Annotated in this window: 19 protein-coding genes, 1 tRNA gene and 2 pseudogenes; 12 read left to right on the top strand and 10 right to left on the bottom strand. The window is 44.0% G+C overall.

Annotated features, from left to right (window positions below; genetic code table 11):
* Positions 1 to 311 precede the first annotated feature (311 nt).
* Positions 312 to 725 (top strand): ribonuclease E inhibitor RraB, encoded by a 414-nt coding sequence (gene rraB, locus R7070_RS20475; protein ID WP_005381081.1) that lies wholly within the window; start codon positions 312 to 314, stop codon positions 723 to 725.
* 154 nt (positions 726 to 879) lie between these two features.
* Positions 880 to 1,680, top strand: a complete 801-nt coding sequence (locus tag R7070_RS20480; protein WP_053303447.1) for a glycosyl hydrolase 2 galactose-binding domain-containing protein — start codon at positions 880 to 882, stop codon at positions 1,678 to 1,680.
* A 19-nt stretch (positions 1,681 to 1,699) separates the two neighbouring features.
* Here R7070_RS20480 and R7070_RS20485 read toward each other — a convergent pair whose 3' ends face one another.
* The 5 genes from R7070_RS20485 to pepA all read right to left on the bottom strand — a co-directional run bounded on the left by R7070_RS20485 (position 1,700) and on the right by pepA (position 8,356).
* Positions 1,700 to 2,605 carry a bifunctional helix-turn-helix transcriptional regulator/GNAT family N-acetyltransferase gene (locus R7070_RS20485; RefSeq protein ID WP_256900688.1) on the bottom strand — a complete coding sequence of 302 codons (906 nt, stop codon included), beginning with the start codon at positions 2,603 to 2,605 and terminating at the stop codon, positions 1,700 to 1,702.
* Between the two features lie 115 nt (positions 2,606 to 2,720).
* Positions 2,721 to 3,125 carry a DUF2061 domain-containing protein gene (locus R7070_RS20490; RefSeq protein WP_005381078.1) on the bottom strand — a complete coding sequence of 135 codons (405 nt, stop codon included), beginning with the start codon at positions 3,123 to 3,125 and terminating at the stop codon, positions 2,721 to 2,723.
* Positions 3,126 to 3,327: 202 nt separating this feature from the next.
* Positions 3,328 to 6,186 (bottom strand): valine--tRNA ligase, encoded by a 2,859-nt coding sequence (locus tag R7070_RS20495; RefSeq protein ID WP_042523474.1) that lies wholly within the window; start codon positions 6,184 to 6,186, stop codon positions 3,328 to 3,330.
* Between the two features lie 96 nt (positions 6,187 to 6,282).
* Positions 6,283 to 6,732, bottom strand: coding sequence for a DNA polymerase III subunit chi (locus R7070_RS20500; protein ID WP_025998737.1), 450 nt, complete (start codon positions 6,730 to 6,732; stop codon positions 6,283 to 6,285).
* 115 nt (positions 6,733 to 6,847) lie between these two features.
* The gene (gene pepA, locus R7070_RS20505) at positions 6,848 to 8,356 is read right to left on the bottom strand and encodes a leucyl aminopeptidase (RefSeq protein ID WP_005381073.1); all 1,509 of its coding nucleotides are present in this window, start codon (positions 8,354 to 8,356) and stop codon (positions 6,848 to 6,850) included.
* A 200-nt stretch (positions 8,357 to 8,556) separates the two neighbouring features.
* Between pepA and lptF the strand changes: the two genes are divergently transcribed.
* Positions 8,557 to 9,657: an LPS export ABC transporter permease LptF gene (gene lptF, locus R7070_RS20510; RefSeq protein ID WP_005381072.1), complete on the top strand. Its 1,101-nt coding sequence runs from the start codon at positions 8,557 to 8,559 to the stop codon at positions 9,655 to 9,657.
* 3 nt (positions 9,658 to 9,660) lie between these two features.
* Positions 9,661 to 10,731: an LPS export ABC transporter permease LptG gene (gene lptG, locus R7070_RS20515; protein WP_005381071.1), complete on the top strand. Its 1,071-nt coding sequence runs from the start codon at positions 9,661 to 9,663 to the stop codon at positions 10,729 to 10,731.
* A gap of 87 nt (positions 10,732 to 10,818) precedes the next feature.
* Here lptG and R7070_RS20520 read toward each other — a convergent pair whose 3' ends face one another.
* Both R7070_RS20520 and R7070_RS20525 read right to left on the bottom strand, forming a co-directional pair.
* On the bottom strand, positions 10,819 to 11,298 hold the full coding sequence (locus R7070_RS20520) for an RDD family protein (RefSeq protein ID WP_017636179.1): 480 nt from the start codon (positions 11,296 to 11,298) through the stop codon (positions 10,819 to 10,821).
* Between the two features lie 184 nt (positions 11,299 to 11,482).
* The gene (locus tag R7070_RS20525) at positions 11,483 to 12,751 is read right to left on the bottom strand and encodes a DUF2254 domain-containing protein (protein WP_318141282.1); all 1,269 of its coding nucleotides are present in this window, start codon (positions 12,749 to 12,751) and stop codon (positions 11,483 to 11,485) included.
* A 227-nt stretch (positions 12,752 to 12,978) separates the two neighbouring features.
* Between R7070_RS20525 and R7070_RS20530 the strand changes: the two genes are divergently transcribed.
* The 6 genes from R7070_RS20530 to R7070_RS20555 all read left to right on the top strand — a co-directional run bounded on the left by R7070_RS20530 (position 12,979) and on the right by R7070_RS20555 (position 15,747).
* Entirely contained in the window at positions 12,979 to 13,644 is a 666-nt protein-coding gene (locus R7070_RS20530) for an SDR family NAD(P)-dependent oxidoreductase (protein WP_017821843.1), read from the top strand.
* A gap of 190 nt (positions 13,645 to 13,834) precedes the next feature.
* A tRNA-Leu gene (locus R7070_RS20535) sits at positions 13,835 to 13,919 on the top strand.
* Between the two features lie 218 nt (positions 13,920 to 14,137).
* The gene (locus R7070_RS20540) at positions 14,138 to 14,299 is read left to right on the top strand and encodes a hypothetical protein (protein WP_158156911.1); all 162 of its coding nucleotides are present in this window, start codon (positions 14,138 to 14,140) and stop codon (positions 14,297 to 14,299) included.
* A 141-nt stretch (positions 14,300 to 14,440) separates the two neighbouring features.
* The gene (locus tag R7070_RS20545) at positions 14,441 to 15,001 is read left to right on the top strand and encodes a hypothetical protein (protein ID WP_023585695.1); all 561 of its coding nucleotides are present in this window, start codon (positions 14,441 to 14,443) and stop codon (positions 14,999 to 15,001) included.
* A gap of 459 nt (positions 15,002 to 15,460) precedes the next feature.
* Positions 15,461 to 15,607 (top strand): hypothetical protein, encoded by a 147-nt coding sequence (locus tag R7070_RS20550; protein WP_023585697.1) that lies wholly within the window; start codon positions 15,461 to 15,463, stop codon positions 15,605 to 15,607.
* Between the two features lie 2 nt (positions 15,608 to 15,609).
* The gene (locus R7070_RS20555) at positions 15,610 to 15,747 is read left to right on the top strand and encodes a hypothetical protein (protein ID WP_023585698.1); all 138 of its coding nucleotides are present in this window, start codon (positions 15,610 to 15,612) and stop codon (positions 15,745 to 15,747) included.
* Positions 15,748 to 16,148: 401 nt separating this feature from the next.
* On the opposite strand, the gene R7070_RS20560 is transcribed toward R7070_RS20555, so the two are convergent.
* Positions 16,149 to 16,778: a hypothetical protein gene (locus R7070_RS20560; RefSeq protein ID WP_023585699.1), complete on the bottom strand. Its 630-nt coding sequence runs from the start codon at positions 16,776 to 16,778 to the stop codon at positions 16,149 to 16,151.
* 423 nt (positions 16,779 to 17,201) lie between these two features.
* Here R7070_RS20560 and R7070_RS20565 point away from each other — a divergent pair, with 423 nt between their 5' ends.
* Positions 17,202 to 17,402, top strand: a complete 201-nt coding sequence (locus R7070_RS20565; protein WP_023585700.1) for a hypothetical protein — start codon at positions 17,202 to 17,204, stop codon at positions 17,400 to 17,402.
* Positions 17,403 to 17,461: 59 nt separating this feature from the next.
* Here the strand turns inward: R7070_RS20565 and R7070_RS26825 are convergent.
* Positions 17,462 to 17,548, bottom strand: a pseudogene (locus R7070_RS26825) (IS3 family transposase); the annotation flags it as partial.
* A pseudogene (locus R7070_RS20570) lies at positions 17,544 to 17,738 on the bottom strand (IS630 family transposase); the annotation flags it as partial. The pseudogenes R7070_RS26825 and R7070_RS20570, both read right to left, overlap by 5 nt.
* A gap of 436 nt (positions 17,739 to 18,174) precedes the next feature.
* Between R7070_RS20570 and R7070_RS20575 the strand changes: the two are divergent.
* Positions 18,175 to 19,413, top strand: coding sequence for an integrase family protein (locus R7070_RS20575; RefSeq protein WP_158156909.1), 1,239 nt, complete (start codon positions 18,175 to 18,177; stop codon positions 19,411 to 19,413).
* The last annotated feature ends 8 nt before the right edge of the window (positions 19,414 to 19,421 follow it).

Below are 19,421 nucleotides of genomic sequence, written 5' to 3' on the forward strand. Positions count from 1 at the left end.
TTATTCGTTATGCATCTTCGTTTTACACGTGAGTGTATTCAAGAAAGCATCATAAACACGCATAGAAAGAGAAAATAACCACATTAAGTGTCAATTAGGATGTTCTGAATATTAAAAAACGCCATTCTTTGTTAATTTTTTGTTTCTTTGTGTGGTCGGTTTAATATTTAGATTCAAATAACCGATAAGAATCGCAGTGGTATGATGTTTGTTTGTGGCTTTTCATCGCAATCCATGCCATATTTCACCGGATCAGCATACTCAGTATCGGGTATTGTGTTTCCATCAAGTAACTAATCTGGAGCCAAAACATGTCTCACGAAGATGAATATCTATCAGTAGAAGAATTAATTGAGATTCAAAAGGAAGAGACTCGCGATATCATTGCAGCATTGCTAGAAGATGGCAGCGATCCAGATTCGCTATACGAAATTGAGCACCACCTGTTTGCAGAAGATTTTGACACGCTAGAAAAAGCGGTAGTTGAAGCATTCAAGATGGGCTTTGAAGTTCTTGAAGCAGAAGAAACTGAAGATGAAGATGGTAACAAGTTGCTTTGCTGTGATGCGACTATGGAGTCCGCACTAGACGCAGAAGCGATTGATGCGCAAGTTGAAAAATTGATTCACTTGGCAGAAAAATACGACATCATCTATGACGGTTGGGGTACGTACTACGAAGGCGAAGATGCGCTTTACCCTGAAGAAGATGAAGACGACGAGTAATCAAAGCTTACTACTTTTGGAAAAACCAGCGTTTAACGCTGGTTTTTTTATACCTTGAAAAACTGACGAATGTGGAGGCGATAAATAATTCACATTGAGTTTATAGGGGATTTCTCCCTATAATGCGTGAAAATTGATCTAGCTCAAGGTGTATATGCAACTCTCACTCGCCGGTTTATGGCAAGTCTCTCCACTGACGGACCTTTCTATCCCACAGGATGACATTACTTTCCCTGCTCCTTTGAGTCAGGTATTGCCAGTTGAAATGACAGAAGAAGCAATTCGTCAGCAAGAGTGGCACCTGATGCATGACATTGAAGTGGATGAATCCATGATGGCATTCCCAGCGGTAGAAATGGTGTTGGGTGGTGTGGATTACCATGCAGAAGTGCGTTTGAACGGAGTAGCATTGTTCGACTGTGACGGTTCTCAAAATGTCTACAAGAAAGACATTCGTCCGTTCATGCAAATGGGGCGTAACCGCTTTGAAATCTTGTTCTTAGAGGAAGAAGAGGATCTTCTGTTTGATGAAGATAAACCTGAGCTGTGCTCTCTGTCCGATCATGAATATAAAAAAAGTGATGAGCGCTTAGGGGTATGGCAAGAACCGTATCTGCAGTTCATTCGCAATGTGCGTTTAGACCGCGTGGCTACCGAACAGATTTGGCACCACGGTGGTGGTTGTGAGTTTAAAGTAGACTTGTACTATCAAACTTTTTTGCCGGGCCTGGTCTCTGCATCGGTTAAGTTTAATGGTATGACTTACCATATTCCTATTGATGTCCGAGCGGAGCATGCGAGCGCTTTATTCCAGATCGAAGCGCCAAAGTATGCCGATCTTACTGATCCTGATCCAAGTGATCTCTACCAGTTGTCTGTTGAGTTGGATGGGCAGCACCAAAACTTCACTGTTGCCTTGAGCCAGGAGCTTTGTGTTACCCATGTTGTGCTTTAACTCTTAGTAATGCTCTTTATTATAGTGTTTTAAGCATTACGACTTCACATGCATCATGCCCTGTTTGTCCAAGCGGGGCATCGAGATGCTCAAAGCCTAGCTTTTCATACAAGCTTACCGCTTCTCTCAGACATTCAGTTGTCTCTAAATAGCACTGCTGATACCCAAATTGTTTCGCCAATTGTAAGCTCAATGCGACGATGCGTTTGGCTAAACCGTGCCCTCGTGTTTGAGGTAAGAAGTACATCTTTTGTAGTTCACACACATTTGGCTCGCCAGCTAAAGGGGCAAAGCCACCGCCACCAACGATCTCTCCGCGATGTTCAATGACCCAATAGGCGGCCCCGAATTGATTGTAAACCGAATACATATCATCAAGCGTTGGATCGGCCACACCATAACCTTTGTCTGCGGTTAAGCCGTATTCTGCAGAGACTTTACGAATCACATCTGCGACTTGCGGGTTGTCTGCTTGAGTAAGAGGTCGAAGAACGTATTCCTCAGACTGACACACTTTTGTTAGCCCTTTTAGGTAAGTCTCTAGACCAAGTTTGAGTTGCTCTTGCTCGCTGTCATCGAGTTGGGTAAGCAGTTGTTCAAAGAAGTGGTTTTGCTGTTGGTCCAGTTCTGATAACGCCTGTTGGCCTTGCTCTGTAATCGCTACGAGTTGACTACGTTTGTCTTTTGGGTTTTCGATGCTCTCGACCAAACCTAATTTAATCAAACCAGTAACGGTTCGGCTCGCGTTGGACTTGTCGACATTAAGCTGCTGTGCCAGCTGATTGATGGTCAATGGCTGCAATTGGATTTCACCCAATGCGTGCGCTTGCACTGGAGTGAGAGCGACATCGCCGCATTGTTTATCAAGCATACCAAGCAATCGGACGGCTTGACGGGAGTAGTGTCGAAGTTGACGAGCGTTCATTATCACTTACCTCTAAAAATAAAGTTGCGCACCGCAATTAAATTAATTGCGGTGCGCAACCTTGTCAATGGTAAATGTCATTTTTCTCGTTAGGAGGCGTAGTGAGCCTCCATGTTTAAGCGTGGTGATGTAAACAAAACTGCGGTGCTGGAGCTTTTTCTGATGATTTACGCATCCATACTTTCTCGTGGAAGTAGTAAGCCACCGTGTTCAAACTCGGCTCTAGCATCGCCATTACGCCGCCGACAAATGCATCACCTGTTAGTAAGTAAACCACGGTAAAAGCGACGCTGAAGTGCACGGTCGCAAAGCTTGCGGTTTTTAATTTGGTCATCCACTGACGAGCTTTAAGTGCTGGGACTTTTGCCCATGCCTTTTCATGAAAGTAGAAGGCTACGGTGTTCACTGAAGGCTCAATCATGGCAATTAAACTACCAATTAGAATGTCGCCTGTGAGTACGTAAGCGACACTAAATGCGATAGTAAAATGCAGTGCTGCGAAAGTTAGTGTCTTTTTCATGATAATTACTCAATCGTGTTTGTTTCGATGAGTTCATTATCGATAATAATTCTCATTAATGCTAATGGGTAATGAGTATTGTTGTGATAGGGGGAAGCTATTGATGATGGTTTTGGTGAAATGTATACAAAAAAGGTTGGCCATGATGACCAACCTTTTGAACCAAAAGTGAGAAGTGTTAATTCTTCTCTTTCACTGAGGCTTAAAGCGCAGCGATCGTTGTCTTCTGCTCTTCTAGCTTAGCTAGTGTCTCTTTGTAGCCTTCAAGCTTCTCACGCTCTTTAGCAACAACTGCTTCAGGTGCTTTCGCTACGAAGCCTTCGTTACCTAGTTTGCCTTCGATACGCTTGATTTCGCCGTGAGTCTTCTTGATTTCGCCATCTAGACGAGCAAGCTCAGCATCTTTGTCGATCAGACCTGCCATTGGGATCATCAACTCAGACTTACCAACCAGTGCTGTCGCACATGCAGGAGTTTGTTCGCCAGTTTCAAGCACGCGTACTGCTTCTAGCTTCGCTAGTGACATCAGTACTTGCTTGCTTGCTTCTAGACGAGAGGCATCTTCTGCATTTGCTGCTTTCAGCATAACGTCAAGCGGCTTACCAGGGTTGATGTCGTATTCAGCACGTAGGTTACGGATGCTGGTAATGAACGCTTTCACCCATTCAATGTCGTCTAGCGCTTCTTGGTTGAAGTTTGCTTCGTCGAATTGAGGCAGTGCTTGCAGCATGATTGTCTCGCCTTCTACACCTTCAACTAATGGCTTGATGCTTTGCCAGATAGTTTCAGTGATGTAAGGAATCACTGGGTGAGCTAGACGTAGCGTCTTCTCAAGAACCGTGATGAGTGTACGGCGAGTACCACGCTGTTGCGCTTCAGTACCTTTCCATAGAACGGGTTTAGTTAGCTCTAGGTACCAGTCACAGAATTGGTTCCAGATGAATTCGTAAAGCGTGTTCGCAGCCATATCTAGACGGAAGTTGTCGATATGGTTGTTAAACGCTTTCGCTGCGAGTTCAAACTGAGACTCAATCCACTTGTCTGCTAGTGAATATTCAATCTCACCACCGTTGAAGCCACAATCTTGCTCTTCTGTGTTCATCATTACGTAACGGCTTGCGTTCCATAGTTTGTTACAGAAGTTACGGTAACCCTCAAGACGTTTCATATCCCAGTTGATATCACGACCTGTTGATGCCATTGCTGCAAGAGTGAAACGCAGTGCGTCTGTACCGTATGCTTCGATACCGTTTTCAAACGTCTTACGAGTGTTCTTCTCGATCTTCTTCGCTAGTTGAGGCTGCATCATGTTGCCACAACGCTTCTCTACGAGAGACTCTAGGTCGATACCATCGATCATGTCGATTGGGTCAAGTACGTTACCTTTCGACTTAGACATCTTGTCGCCGTTTTCGTCACGGATTAGACCAGTAACGTAAACCGTTTTAAATGGTACTTGTGGCTTGCCGTTTTCGTCTTTCACGAAGTGCATGGTCATCATGATCATGCGCGCAACCCAGAAGAAGATGATGTCGAAACCAGTTACTAGAACGTCTGAAGGGTGGAATACTTTCAGATCGTCAGTTTGCTCTGGCCAACCTTGAGTACCGAACGTCCATAGTGCAGAAGAGAACCACGTATCCAGTACGTCTTCGTCTTGGTGAAGTTCAATGACTGACTCTAGGTTGTTGTTCTTACGAACTTCTTCTTCAGTGCGACCTACGTAAACATTACCTTGGTTGTCGTACCAAGCTGGGATGCGGTGACCCCACCATAGCTGACGAGAGATACACCAGTCTTGAACGTCACGCATCCAAGAGAAGTACATGTTTTCGTATTGCTTAGGAACGAATTGGATGTCGCCGTTTTCTACTGCTTCAACTGCGGTTTTCGCTAGAGGCGCAGTACGTACGTACCATTGGTCAGTTAGCATTGGTTCGATAACCACGCCACCACGGTCGCCGTAAGGAACTTGTAGATCGTGATCTTTCACTTCTTCAAGTAGGCCTAGCTCGTCGAATTCAGCAACGATAGCTTTACGAGCGGCAAAACGCTCCATACCGTGGTATTTAGCTGGTAGCTCAGTGCTGTAAGCGTCGCTTGCTTCGCCGTTAGTGTTGAATACTTCTGCTGAGTCGCGGATGTTCGCGTCGAAAGTCAGAATGTTGATCATTGGTAGCTGGTGGCGCTTACCTACTTCGTAGTCGTTGAAGTCGTGCGCAGGTGTGATTTTCACACAGCCAGTACCTTTTTCCATATCTGCGTGCTCATCGCCCACGATTGGGATGCGACGATCAACGATAGGAAGGATGATTTCTTTACCGATAAGATCTTTGTAACGTGGATCTTCTGGGTTAACTGCAACACCCGTATCGCCTAGCACGGTCTCTGGACGAGTCGTTGCAACAACGATGTAGTCTTTGCCATCCGCTGTTTTAGCGCCATCTGCTAGTGGGTAGCGGAAGTGCCACATGTGGCCTTTAGTGTCTTTGTTCTCTACTTCTAGATCTGAAATCGCTGTGTGTAGCTTTGGATCCCAGTTAACTAGACGCTTACCGCGGTAGATTAGATCGTCTTCGTATAGACGTACGAACACTTCTTGAACGGCGTTAGATAGACCATCGTCCATCGTGAAGCGTTCACGATCCCAGTCTACAGATGCGCCAAGACGACGAAGCTGCTTAGTGATAGTGCCGCCAGATTCGCCTTTCCATTCCCAGATTTTGTCGATGAAAGCTTCACGACCGTAATCGTGTTTTGTTTTGCCTTCTTCTGCAGCGATCTTACGCTCAACAACCATCTGAGTTGCGATACCAGCGTGGTCAGTACCTACTTGCCAAAGGGTGTTTTTACCCTTCATACGTTCACAACGGATAAGCGTATCCATGATCGTATCTTGGAACGCGTGGCCCATGTGTAGGCTACCAGTGACGTTCGGTGGCGGGATCATGATGCTGTATGATTCTTTAGTAGTGTCACCGTGTGGCTTAAAGTAGCCTTTCTCTTCCCAAGTCTGATACAGAGCTTGTTCGATTGAAGTTGGGTTGTATGTCTTTTCCATAGCGCTCTTTTAATGGATACGTTGATGGTTGAATCTTAGTCAATCTTTATAAGTGAGGGATCTTAACAAGATCGCCTTAACTATAAGGATTGACCGTTAAGGATATTGAATTTCGATCGTTTGCAGCTGGTAACCTGCTTGACGGTAAATTTTATATCTTTCTCTTGCGAGTTGTTTAGCTTTTTCTTCGCAGGGCACGAAGTCTACCACTTGAGCAAACTTGTTCGCAAAGGTTGTCTCATTTTCCGCCAAATTAATTACCAGCTGACGGTTCCAATTAGGTTTTACACCGTTATGGCCGATCTCAATATTGGTGGCGTATTTCGGTCCCTCGCCTACGAGGTTATGTGCCATGAACTTGTCTGCATCAACTTGCCAAAAGGCTTCAGCGAGCTGCTCGGCGTGTGGTTTGTCTTGGCAGTTTAAATACACTTTAGCGCCTTGGCGAGCAAAGTGCTGAGCCAAAAACACGATGTATTCTTCAAAGCCAGCCACCGTTGCTTGCGGGCTCTCTTCGTTAATGATGTAGAAGGTTGCAGTTTGCATCATTCTCTCACTTGCCTTGGGTCTCTTCCTAAGACCATCTTAAGTCCCACTTTCATTTTAGAAAATTAGGAAAATAAAAAAGGGCCTTACGGCCCTTTTAGATTCTGTTCAGAAATTACTCTTCTGTCTCTTGGCCGCTGCGGTTCAAAAGGAATTGGACAAGCATTGAGACAGGACGGCCCGTTGAGCCTTTCGCTGCGCCTGATTTCCACGCGGTACCTGCGATATCGACGTGTGCCCAGTTGTACTTCTTCGCGAACTTAGATAAGAAGCAACCCGCAGTAATTGTGCCACCAGGGCGACCACCAATGTTTGCCATATCCGCAAACGGGCTTTTCAACTGTTCGTGGTACTCGTCTGCCATTGGTAGACGCCATGCACGGTCACTCGCTTGCTCAGAAGCGTTTACTAGCTCGTGAGAAAGAGGGTTGTGGTTAGAGATTACGCCGCTGATATGGTGGCCTAGTGCGATAACACAAGCACCAGTTAGCGTTGCAACGTCAACCACGCAGTCTGGTTCGAAACGCTCTACGTAAGTCAGTGCGTCACAAAGAACAAGACGGCCTTCAGCATCCGTGTTCAGAACTTCTACAGTTTGACCAGACATGGTCGTTAGGATGTCACCTGGACGGTAAGCGTTGCTGCCAGGCATGTTTTCACAGCCCGCTAGAACACCAATAACGTTGATTGGTAGGTTTAGCTTCGCCAGCGCTTTCATTGTACCGAATACCGATGCCGCACCACACATGTCGTACTTCATCTCATCCATACCTTCGCCCGGTTTTAGAGAAATACCGCCTGAATCGAAGGTTAGCCCTTTACCTACGAGCACAATCGGTTTTGCATCTGAGTCAGGGTTACCTTTGTACTCGATGATAGACATCATAGATTCGTTTTTAGAACCACGGCCTACTGCTAGGTAAGAGGTCATACCCAGCTTTTCCATCTCTTGCTCACCAATAATTTTGGTGGTTACAGTTTCGTAATCGTCCGCTAGACGACGAGCTTGAGAAGCAAGGTAAGCTGGATTAGCTACGTTTGGCGGCATGTTGCCAAGGTCTTTTGAGGCTTTGACACCTGATGCGATAGCAAGACCATGAGTGATTGCTTTTTCACCCAAGTTCAATTCACGACGCGTTGGTACGTTGAAAACAAGCTTGCGCAGTGGGCGGCGAGTCTCAGGTTTCACGCTCTTGAATTGATTAAATGTGTATAGACCATCTTTAGTCGCTTCTACAGCCTGGCGCACTTTCCAGTATGTATCACGACCCTTAACATGCAGTTCAGTTAGGAAACATACCGCTTCCATTGAGCCTGTTTCGTTAAGTGTGCTGATCGTCTTTTGAATGATTTCCTTGTACTGGCGCTCGCCAAGTTCACGCTCTTTGCCGCAACCGACAAGTAAAACGCGCTCTGACAAAACACCTGGTACTTGATGCAGTAGCAGCATCTGACCAGGTTTACCCTCTAGATCACCACGGCGAAGTAGTGAACTGATGTAACCGTCACTGATTTTATCAAGTTGTTCGGCTACTGGAGAAAGGCGACGTGGTTCAAACACACCAACAACGATACATGCGCTACGTTGTTTCTCTGGACTGCCACTTTTTACACTGAACTCCATGCGTACTCCTACATCCTGAAGACAAATTGCTCTAAATGTTAGATAATGATCGCTTACTTGTTGAATTTTAGCTCCAGGCTTACATGCAGAGCTGATTAAGCGACTAACATCTAGTTTATAATTTTTAAAAAAATAAATGGTTCAACGGGAAACTATAGTGATTCGACCAAAAAAACAAGTTTTGTATAGGTAATTTCAGCGTGATTATTGTTAGATATTTGATCCGCGAAACACTCAAGAGCCAATTTGCGATTTTTTTCGTACTTTTTTTGGTGTTTGTAAGCCAGAAATTCATAAGTGTTCTTGCTGATGCTTCTGATGGGGATATTCCTGCTGGATTGATTTTCTCGATTGTTGGTTTGAACATGCCAGCAATGGGTCTGTTAATGCTGCCTTTAAGTCTGTATATCGGCATATTGATCACATTTGGTCGTCTGTATGCAGAGAGCGAAATTGTCGTAATGAACGCGACAGGTATTGGTAATAAATTCTTGGTTCAAGCGGCCTTATACCTAGCGTTGATTACTTCAGCGGTGGCGGCTTTCAATGCGTTGTGGCTATCGCCGTGGTCTCAAGACCGCGTTGAGCAGCTTTATGAGCAGGTAGCGTCAGAAAACAGCGTTGACCTACTTAAAAAAGGTCAGTTCCAAGGTACACCAGACGGTTCATCGGTTGTGTTCATCGATGACATTAAAGACAATACCTTGAGCAACGTTTTTGTTGCGCAGATGCGCCCTCGAGATTCGGTGTTACCGAGTGTGATGTTCTCATCTTCTGGTGAGGTAAAAGAGCTTTCGGACGGTCGTCAGATCATCACTATGAAAGAAGGTACGCGTTATGAAGGTGTGCCTACTCGCGTTGAATATATGATCACGAAATTCGATGAATACGAAGGTGTTATCGGCCAACGTGAGGTCAAAAAGAAAGGGCGAGACTGGGAAGCATACCCAACGGTTGACTTGATAGGTCACCCAGATCCAGAGGCGCAAGCGGAGCTACAATGGCGAATTTCGTTATTTGTGTGCATTCCACTCTTAACAATGCTTGTTATTCCTTTGTCTGCGGTGAATCCGCGTCAGGGACGGTTTGCCAAAATGGGGCCTGCGATTCTGATCTACCTAGCGTATTTCTTGGCGATCAGTGCAACCAAATCTGCATTAGAAGATGGTGACATCCCGGCTGCTATTGGTATGTGGCCAATCAATGCGATGTTGCTGATTGTTGCTATCATGGCGAATATGATGGACAGCGTTGCTGCTAGACGAATAAAAGACAAATTCCGCAAGAAGAGGCTCGCGTAAGCTGTGTTCAAAATCTTAGACCTTTACATCGGTAGAACCATCATCTCTACCACTGCCTTGGTTTTAGCGACGTTTGTTGGCTTATCGGGCATCATCAAATATGTAGAACAGCTACGTAAAGTAGGGCGAGGTGTGTACGACCTCACTCATGCGTTGTACTTTGTGTTACTCAGTGTGCCGCGTGATATCGAAATGTTCTTTCCAATGGCGGCATTACTCGGTGCCCTGATCGGCTTAGGTATGTTGGCTTCAAGCTCTGAGCTGGTGGTGATGCAAGCTGCTGGTTTCTCTAAGCTAGATATCGGGTTATCGGTACTCAAAACGGCCGTCCCGCTCATGATAGTCGTTATGGCGTTAGGTCAATGGGGCGCTCCTGAGGCCCAGAAGATGGCCCGTGACTTACGTGCGTTTGCGATATCAGGTGGTAGCATTGTGTCTGTGCGCTCAGGTGTGTGGGCTCGTGACGCAAACGACTTTATCTTTATAGGTAAAGTCGAAGACGACAAGCTTTATGCTTTAAATATGTGGCGTTTTGATGATGATAAGAATCTACAAAAAGTTATTTTCGCCGAAGAAGTCGACTACCAACAAGATAACAACTGGCTGATGCGCTACGTACAAATTACGGACATGGAAAATGAAAACGTAATTTCAAAGCAAGACATCGAACAGATGGAGTGGCACACCTCTTTGGCACCAGATAAGCTAGCTGTGGTGACCGTGAAGCCAGAAGAATTGTCACTGAGCGGTTTGTATGATTATGTGACTTACCTGAAAGCATCGGAACAAGATGCATCTCGCTATGAGTTGGCGTTTTGGCGTAAGTTGACTCAGCCGCTTTCAATTGCTGTGATGATGTTAATGGCGCTATCTTTTGTTTTCGGTCCACTCAGAAGCGTGACCATGGGGGCAAGGGTATTGTCGGGCGTGGTTGCCGGGTTTACTTTTTACATATCCAGTGAGTTCTTTGGTCCATTAAGCTTGGTGTATGGCATATCCCCAGTGTTTGGTGCTTTGGCCCCGAGTTTGGTGTTCTTAGCTATTGCGATTGCACTGCTACGAAGAAAGCTATAACTGAAGCATCATCGAATAAACCAAGTTTTACCGAACCAAATGTAAAAGGAAGGCATTACGCCTTCCTTTTTTGTGTTCCTAGACAAGTTAATTTGCCTTAGGTAATACAACAACCTCTGTTTTGGCCCAAATGTCGTGGAAACCACGTTTCTTCGGATCAATCGGTACAGTCAAATTTGCCAAGCCAAAGCCAGATGTCGAAATACGAATCAGAGCTTGAGTTACCGTAATTGGTGCTCCGTCTTTGGCATTGCGAACTCGAAGCTTCCAAGCGCGCATCCCAAGAGTTTGTCCTGCTCGCGTCCAGAAGAACACAAAGAAATATATCCACACACCCGCAAGATAAAGTGTAAATAGAGGGCTCAATACAGGGTGCTTTCCGAGCATATCTGCGGCATCTTCGTACTCGCCATAGCTCAACAATCCTGCTGCATTTAGTGCAAACACAACGGCCATAACAATACCTGCGGCCATCATTTCAATTGCGATAATAATCAATGTGTCGTAAATCAACGCTGCAAGTCGACGAAAGAGACCAGCAGGTGGAAGAGTTGTAGACGTTGTCATTATTCCATCACTTACCTTAAAAATTGTGCGTCAGAATATAGATTCCCTCACCAAGAGAAAAGAGACCTAACGCACAGAGTCTTTAATTGTGTATAAACTAAGTGACTTTTCTGCCCTACGTTATCAGCACATGTCATGATACACGAGGCCGTGCAGCAATATGTTTCAACTGAATTCGATTCTCTTAACCATTGGCTCTTTGGTCTGTGACCAGATTAGATAGCTGAGAGAGTTGGTGTTTCTCATCTTCGGTATAATGTTGGCTTAATGAAAGCTCTAAAGCTTTTTCTGACAGCTTGATTGCTGGTGACAAAAATAACTTAGGGTGCATACTAGAGAGAGCTAGCAAGGCCTTTTGTAGGCGAATCTGTATTTGGAGTTGCGCTGCACCATCGTGTGCTATCGGCAAAAAGACATCATCAAACAAATCCTGGCAGCTCAATGCGGGCACAAATAGTCTAGGATATCGAGTTTTGGTAGGCGGCTCACTGAGTAGGTCTCCCCATAATGAAAGTGCTCGTACAGAACGCCCAAGAACGTCAATTGCGGTGCCATTATCATTTACAGCCGGAGATAGTGCTCGTGAGGCGATTTCCGCCATAACGACTAAACCAAAGCGAGGGTCCTGATCATATGAACGCTCTGTTCGAATCGTGAAGGCTGCCGTTACTTCGCTTTCGTCTGGCAATTCTCCACAAACCCAAGCCAATGGTTGACCTACGTACACAAAACTTCCCGGTTGTCGCTCAAGGTAGATGGTGCATTGGTTTGCTTCAGCAATACTATCGAGATGATGCATATCAACATGCTGTAAGTAGCCAATTTCTTGGCTCAAAATAGGTTTACTTCCTCTGGGTTTATGTTCTGGGTGGCTCCACGGGTGAGCACCTAGCCAACGATCTTTGCCCCGTTTTCTTATCGCATCTAACAAGGCTTGCTCCACGTATGAAGTGGTTTCACTGACCCTTCCTAGTACGGAAAGGTGCTGAATCCAACGTAGCAGAGTGAGTATGATCATCACGATTACGGCGATAGTCACGATGAACAGATAAATTTGTGCTTGTTGATGATAGGCCCCAATACCTAGCGCGATAATTCCTACCAAACTAAATAGAAAAGAGCCAAGAAAGGTTGCTAAGGCATTTTGTGTTGTGCTGTCTTCCATCAACAGTTTTGTCGCTCGCGGCGTTACCCCTGCACTAGCGGCACTGTACGCTGAGACCATAATATTGAGAGAGAATGTAGTCACTGCAAGCATGGAGGTTGCGAGGATATTTAATATGTTGTTCAACAAATCCTTGCTGACGTTGATGGCAGGGGGCAGAGTAATGAACTGGTTTAAAACAATCGACATTAAGGCGGTAGCAACAGCTAGTAATGCGTAGAGTGACGTCCGGACCCACAGTTTTCGTGTCATCTGTTTCAGTAACCACTGCCATTTTGACCCAGTCATTCTTTGCTCCTATTCAGTTCTCACTAGAAAGTCGATAGAAAATTCAGAAAGTTATTCTTGCTTAAGCATAGGTTAAATGCCCGTCGTTCTGCTTGATATTTCATGCATCACGAAAGTAAGAAAGCTGCTTGCTTCAAAGAATGGTGCTCTTGAGGTGTGAATTACCACGATTCTGTTACCTTAATTGATAGATGAATTAAAAGTATGTGATTGAAAAGAGGTAGCGCATGATTGTAATTACAGGTGCAAGTAGCGGCTTAGGGGCGGAACTAGCAAAGCGTTATGATGCGGAAGGCAAAGAGACGTATGTAATAGGAAGAAATACAGAAAAACTATCCGCACTAGCAAAACAACTCTCTCATAACGTCGGCTATCAAGCTTGCAACCTCTCATTACATCAAGGTGTGAAACAGCTCTTTGATGGGATGAAACAGCCGCCTGAAATGGTCATTCATAGTGCAGGAAGTGGTTATTTTGGCTTACTGGAAGAGCAGGAGCCGGAAGAGATTCAAAAGTTGATTGATAACAACCTGAATTCTGCGATTCATGTGTTAAGAGAGTTAGTAAAGCGTTACAAAGATCATCCAATAAAAGTGGTCATGATCATGTCCACAGCCGCGCAACAACCTAAAGCGCAAGAGTCTACGTATTGTGCAGTGAAATGGGCCGTCAAAGGATTAATTGAGTCGGTTCGTTTGGAGCTAAAAGGAAAACCTATGAAAATTATCGCGGTTTATCCTGGTGGAATGGATACGGAATTCTGGAAAACAAGCGGCAATACGATGGACACGAGTTACTTCATGCAAGCAGAAGATGCCGCAGAGATGCTCCATAATGCGTTGTCGAGCATTGGGAATGGTTATGTTTCTGATATTACAGTGAATAGAATTTAAAAAGAGTTTCGTATACTCACTTTCATCTGGAAGAGTAGTAGAAAATGGAGCGTACGTTTCTTATGAGTACAGCTTTGTCACACTTTGTGGCGAAATTATCAGCAAACGATAGTTATTTAAGGTATTTCTGCTTGCGCAGGTCAAAAGCTTACGTATAATGCCAACCATCAAAGGGCAATAGCCCAAAGATGCCGGTGTGGTGAAATTGGTATACACGACGGATTCAAAATCCGTTGCCTTCGGGCGTGGCGGTTCGAGTCCGCCTACCGGCACCATATAAAGAAAGGTCGCTTTTATAGCGGCCTTTCGTCGTTTATAAGCTTTGAAAATATTCAAGAAATCAGAAGCTTAGCTCGTTTCTCCCTTCCTTGTTATCGAAGCTTTTCTCGCTCCAATAAACTCCCTTTACCCGCCTTAAAATTTCTCCCATGGTCCATATATGGTTCATCGCATGACGATTCTGTGCGCAAGGGAATCCTAGTAAATCCAACAAATGCAAACTTCTGTAATCTCGCAAGCCAGTATTATCAAGGGCTTCGAGCGAGAAGAGCCATGGTACGACCATGGTGACTTTACGGTGCTATGCGGTTTTGGTTTTGCCCTTATGGAACAACGGATCGTTTCGATGGATAGTCGAAAAGCCAGTTTGAGTTAGGCGGTTTTGCGGTGTGTGTTGGAAGCGCGTTGGGGTAATACACCTACAATCAATCACACAGATGAATTAACTCCAAGTTGATATCGATATGCAACTGTGTAATCTTCTTTATAGTGGTGAACAAATGGAGCTTGGCCAACTATGAAGATGATTTTCGTCGATGCTGAAAATGTAGGACTGAAGGAGCTAGAAAAAATTAATGCTTCGGTCGTTGATAAAGTCTTTGTTTTTTCTAAGTCAGATTCAGTCAAGCTTGTTTGTGAAAAGTCGTTGTATCTGTTCTTATCTGACTATCCGACAGGTCAGAACCAAGCCGATTTCTATATCATTGCATATCTGTCTAGGGTGCTACTTGCTTTAGATAAAAAGCAGTTGGGCTCTGTTCATTTTGAGCTATACAGTAACGATGAAAGTTTGATTTCAGCATTTGAGTTTCAGTGCAAGCAATTAGGCGCACCTTGTCAAAGCATCAGAACTAGAGACAACACCGTTGTTCCAATTATTAAGTCACAACAGACACCCCAAAAATCCCCTGAAGACAAGCTTCTTCATGCTTTGAAGTCTCCTCGTGCTTTAGATCCTAGCTTTCAAAAGCAGCTAGGGCTGTCAAAGTCAGATTTTACCAAGGCAATCAATGAGCTTTCCAAAAATAACCAAATCAAGCGTAGTCCTCAGTCCAAGAAAAAATGGGTTAGGTGTTAGTCGGCTGACTTACCGACCTCATTAAAGAGTAATAAATGGCGGTATTCTCCATCGCTACTACTAACCATCAGTGTGTGAATATTGCTGTCCTAAGCTTGCTGAGTGATGATCTCGGTACTCTCTGATGAGTTGCGTGCGAGATTAGTGTTGATGTGGCTTGATAGATGAGGTCTAGATCTTGGATGGGATTTTTATATTTAATATATAATAACCAGTACAACAGCTTGCCATAGGCTGCTGTTGTACTGGTTATTATTAATACTATGTTAGTGGCTCTGGTGGCGAAATCTGTAGGTAATACAGTGGTAGTTTCCATTTTAAGCTATGACATTTTCCACTCATTCGTCCAAAATCACTGAATATCACTAAGAATCACTGAACAATCACCGTCCCATCATCGTCGCTACTAAACCACCTCTCATACAATGTCATCGTTCATTCAACAAAGGAGATAGAACGATGAGCAACAAACAGAACAACCATAAAGCAAATCAAGCTAACAGCAACAAAGGTACATCTGGACATAACACCACGTACCAAAAGGCTCAAGATAATCGAGCAAATCAACTAAACCCAAACAACTCACGTTATCAAGGAAAGAAATAATTATGATGGATCCTTCAGATATGTCACAAGACGAGCTAGACCTGTGGTCTGATATTAATAACCCTAATAATGATTCTGATATGGATGACTGGGCGGATGCTCACAATCCAAATAATGATGACTACTTAGGGGATGACTAAGTCTAAAGCCGATGGTTTAATGCCATCGGCTTTCTATTAAATAACAGTTGGTTAGCATGACAAAAGTGACGGTAAAAAATACAAATATACAAGGCAGTTGTTGAAAATTGCTAAGCAATTAGCTGCCCCCCCACATTTAGGGCAGTTATATGCAGAAGTACTAACTTCTGTATAGCATTCAGGACATTTGATCAGAGCCATAGCTACCACCTTATACTAGGTGTGTTATTGAAATTAGGCCAAAGACTAACCTATACAATTGTTGAAAATTGAAGCTCTAGCAAAAAGTTTCTATTGATTTCTTTGACACTTAACCTTCAGCTCAATAAAACTCTTTGTCCCTCACATTCTGCAAGTAGCGATAAATGTCAATATGTAAACAAACGCAGTGCTAGAACTACCTAGTCCTCAAGCTCATATTCGTTCAACATTTCTTCAAAAACTCTTATAACATACCCATCCATAATGAGCTTATCGCGCAATGATGTATAGTAGGATTCATCCGACAATTCATCTACAGAAACAATAGCAGTACCCAACGGTGGGTTTGACTTGAATGTAGTCTTGGTTGGCTGAGGCAACTCATCACAAAAGATAGTGCATTGAGTCTCAAGTGGCTTATCAGTTTTAATTAGTACATACCCATCTGCTTCTAAATTGGTTTGCGCTTGCAGGCGGTTTACACTCCAATTGATGTAGTAGTTTTTAGTATCAGATGACACACTCAAGTCTGGTAGATTATTAAGACTATGAATACCTTTAATTTTTAATCTATCGTAAGGTTCGTATTCTGCTTTAGGCTCTTCTGGATACTTATTCTTGGGTACGTGAAGTGATGACCCTTTGTGGCGTGGAATTATTAGCTCTACAGACACGCCATTTGCCAAGATACTACTATCGTTAAATATGGTTAGGTAAAGAATCTCTGCACCAGCCCACTCTCTGAGCACATCGGCTCGCTCTCGGTATAAATCTTTATTAAGCTGTTTTCCAGTATTCTCCCCATGCTCCCACGGGGCGGATACGCTCAATATCGCCAATAGACAAGAAATTGCAGAAAATATTTAGCCTAGCCTGTGTAAAAATCCTACATAAATCTACCTTCAACCTACCGCTGCCAACTTTATCCAACCGCCTATTTAACATTAAATTATGCGGCAAAGATCACATCAAAAAACAAAAACTTTAAGTAATATCATGCATATAACCAAGTTTCATATCAATTTGGGTATGAATAAAATATTGTCCGTTCGTCAGTAGGCTAATTTATATGCAACTTTATGGGGTGTGCCCTTCGTGTAATAAGAGTACGGTGTTTAATCGAATACACCGCTCATTCATAGAAAAAGTATTCCGCAAAAAATACTTCAAATATGAGTGTGTAAATTGTTCAGCAGAAGTTTTTTCTCATCAAACTCAAATAGATATAGTTCTTCATCGAAATGGGAGATTAAATGAACAATGACATCAGATCTATGGATCAAGCTGATGGTTTGCGTCGTCTTGCGAAACCTCCAACTGGCTTAGATAAATTGAAGGCTCTACAGGTCGAATTACGCAGTGCCATCATCGCAGGGAAATACAAAGATGCAGACAGACTAATGGCGTTGCTAGATAAAGCTCAAAAAGAGCTAGAAGAAACACATTGGAGGTAAACTGTCTTTCGATCTGGTAAGCAAAACTCTGATCTGCTCCAGCTAGACTGGACACTTCATTAAGCGACATTTTGCTGTTCAAAGTTAACTGGGCTTAGATACCCAAGAGCACTGTGCCTTCTCGTCCGATTATATACTCGCTCAACTTGAAGATGCAGGTTTCAAAATCTGAAAATTATCCGTAATTCGGGATACCAGTGAGCCTGCAACTTCTGGCAACGTTACATTGAAAAATTCATTAATAGCCGTTGTAAATTCAGCCTTCGAGGAGAAGTAAATATTGTTCCTCGCATGCTCATTCATCACTTTCCATAACCGCTCGATTGGATTTAAATTTGCCTTCCCATTTTTTTAATCTCAAGCATACTTCACCGATGAGATTTTCTTTTTATCAAAAGCTAATGAAACTTGGTTTGCATAGCGATCTGTTGCCGTTTTAAGATGTAGCCGAAAACCCAATAGCCAAAGAGGGGCTTAATCCTCAAAGCAGAACTGGATGTCAGTTCAACAACAAGTACCTTTCATCATGAGCACCACCTTAGCTTTAAAGTTGAGGTCGTGTATAGGTATTCGGATAACCTTGTAACCTGTCACTGACTAAGTGAAAACGCTGAGGCAAGTAGCTGAAACGGTTCAAGGTTTATTAGGGATAGGGGTGGGTAAAGCCGAACCATATAACTTCATGTTGTATCGTTCGGCTTTTATTTAGCTGTAACAAACACCCATTCAAACACATATTAACTAATTGAATATCTAGTTAATGGAGGTTTGAATGAGTAAATCACAGCGACTCACCACCACTTTCCTCAACAACCTTAAACCCAACCCTAGAACTGCAAAATCCGCTGATTACGAAGTCAATTTATCTGCTATGAGAGATAGTGGCTTACCTACTGGCGTACGTTGCTTAGTGGGTAAATCTGGCGGGAAACGCTTCTTGCTTAGGTATATTAGCCCTCAGGTTCCGGGTAAAAAATCTGCGATTGGTCTTGGCCGTCACCCTGAGACAGATCTTGTAACCTTGAGAAAGATCGCTAAGGAATACCGCCAGAAGATCCTGGAAGGCATTGATCCCAAGCTTGAGCGTGACAATCAGACTACCGAGAAGACGATGACTCTGGAACGGTTCTTTGATGAAGTTTACCTGCCATTGGCTAAACAGAAACGTAGCTGGAAGGATGATGTAGCGCGATTTCGTTTAGCTAAGTCTATTCATCACATATCGATTCATGACCTAACCGCGGCCGATATCATCAAAGTTCAAATGGAGATGCAAAATGCCGTTACGATTAAAGGTAAGCCTTATGCTCCTGCTTCGATAAACCGTGTTCTAGCCCTGCTCAAAACGATCAATCGTCAAGCATACAAGTTGATGGACGCTCCGCTCATTGCTGACAAGGTGAGCTTGTTGAAAGAGGATAACGTGCGTACTGGTTACTTGTCCGAATCACAGCTAAAGGAGTTCATCGGTCACGCTCTGAACCATGAAGATAAAAGTATTGGCGCGTATCTAGCTTTGCTGTTTTTGACTGGCGCGAGGGATAAGGAACTGCGTTTGCGCTTGAAATCCGATGTGAATTGGGAGGAAAAAACACTCACTATTCCACATACGAAAAACGGTAGTAGTCACGTTTTATTCCTAAGTGATTACATGCTTGATATTTTGAGGTCGGTGCCTCATGTGGCGAATAATCCGTATCTCTTTCCTGGACGCAAAAAGGGTAAACCAGTAGGGCAACCTAGGCATGCTTTCAAGGCTATCAAAGCCAAGATGGGACTGCCCGACATACCCGGTGATAAAGCGAACCTAACCCTGCACAGTGCTCGCCATACGGTTGGGAGTTTGTTAGCTAGCCAAGGAGTCTCGTTACACGACATAGCCAAGCAGTTGAATCACGCTGACCTTTCATCAACAAGGCGCTACTCAAAATTGACTGTAGGGCGTCGGAGGGAGATTGGCTCTCGTTTATCGGATATGGTGACTGCGAAGCCAGAGATACGTTGGGAATGAAGAAGTTA

The organism is Vibrio sp. 1557 (assembly GCF_033340175.1).
Classification (GTDB): domain Bacteria; phylum Pseudomonadota; class Gammaproteobacteria; order Enterobacterales; family Vibrionaceae; genus Vibrio; species Vibrio alginolyticus.

Bases quoted from the DNA above. Each gene is read 5' to 3' on its own strand.
- rraB (WP_005381081.1), top strand. From the start codon at position 312: ATGTCTCACGAAGATGAATATCTATCAGTAGAAGAATTAATTGAGATT.
- R7070_RS20480 (WP_053303447.1), top strand. From the start codon at position 880: ATGCAACTCTCACTCGCCGGTTTATGGCAAGTCTCTCCACTGACGGAC.
- R7070_RS20485 (WP_256900688.1), bottom strand. From the start codon at position 2,605: ATGAACGCTCGTCAACTTCGACACTACTCCCGTCAAGCCGTCCGATTG.
- R7070_RS20490 (WP_005381078.1), bottom strand. From the start codon at position 3,125: ATGAAAAAGACACTAACTTTCGCAGCACTGCATTTTACTATCGCATTT.
- R7070_RS20495 (WP_042523474.1), bottom strand. From the start codon at position 6,186: ATGGAAAAGACATACAACCCAACTTCAATCGAACAAGCTCTGTATCAG.
- R7070_RS20500 (WP_025998737.1), bottom strand. From the start codon at position 6,732: ATGCAAACTGCAACCTTCTACATCATTAACGAAGAGAGCCCGCAAGCA.
- pepA (WP_005381073.1), bottom strand. From the start codon at position 8,356: ATGGAGTTCAGTGTAAAAAGTGGCAGTCCAGAGAAACAACGTAGCGCA.
- R7070_RS20520 (WP_017636179.1), bottom strand. From the start codon at position 11,298: ATGACAACGTCTACAACTCTTCCACCTGCTGGTCTCTTTCGTCGACTT.
- R7070_RS20525 (WP_318141282.1), bottom strand. From the start codon at position 12,751: ATGACTGGGTCAAAATGGCAGTGGTTACTGAAACAGATGACACGAAAA.
- R7070_RS20530 (WP_017821843.1), top strand. From the start codon at position 12,979: ATGATTGTAATTACAGGTGCAAGTAGCGGCTTAGGGGCGGAACTAGCA.
- R7070_RS20540 (WP_158156911.1), top strand. From the start codon at position 14,138: ATGCAAACTTCTGTAATCTCGCAAGCCAGTATTATCAAGGGCTTCGAG.
- R7070_RS20545 (WP_023585695.1), top strand. From the start codon at position 14,441: ATGAAGATGATTTTCGTCGATGCTGAAAATGTAGGACTGAAGGAGCTA.
- R7070_RS20550 (WP_023585697.1), top strand. From the start codon at position 15,461: ATGAGCAACAAACAGAACAACCATAAAGCAAATCAAGCTAACAGCAAC.
- R7070_RS20555 (WP_023585698.1), top strand. From the start codon at position 15,610: ATGATGGATCCTTCAGATATGTCACAAGACGAGCTAGACCTGTGGTCT.
- R7070_RS20565 (WP_023585700.1), top strand. From the start codon at position 17,202: ATGAACAATGACATCAGATCTATGGATCAAGCTGATGGTTTGCGTCGT.
- R7070_RS20575 (WP_158156909.1), top strand. From the start codon at position 18,175: ATGAGTAAATCACAGCGACTCACCACCACTTTCCTCAACAACCTTAAA.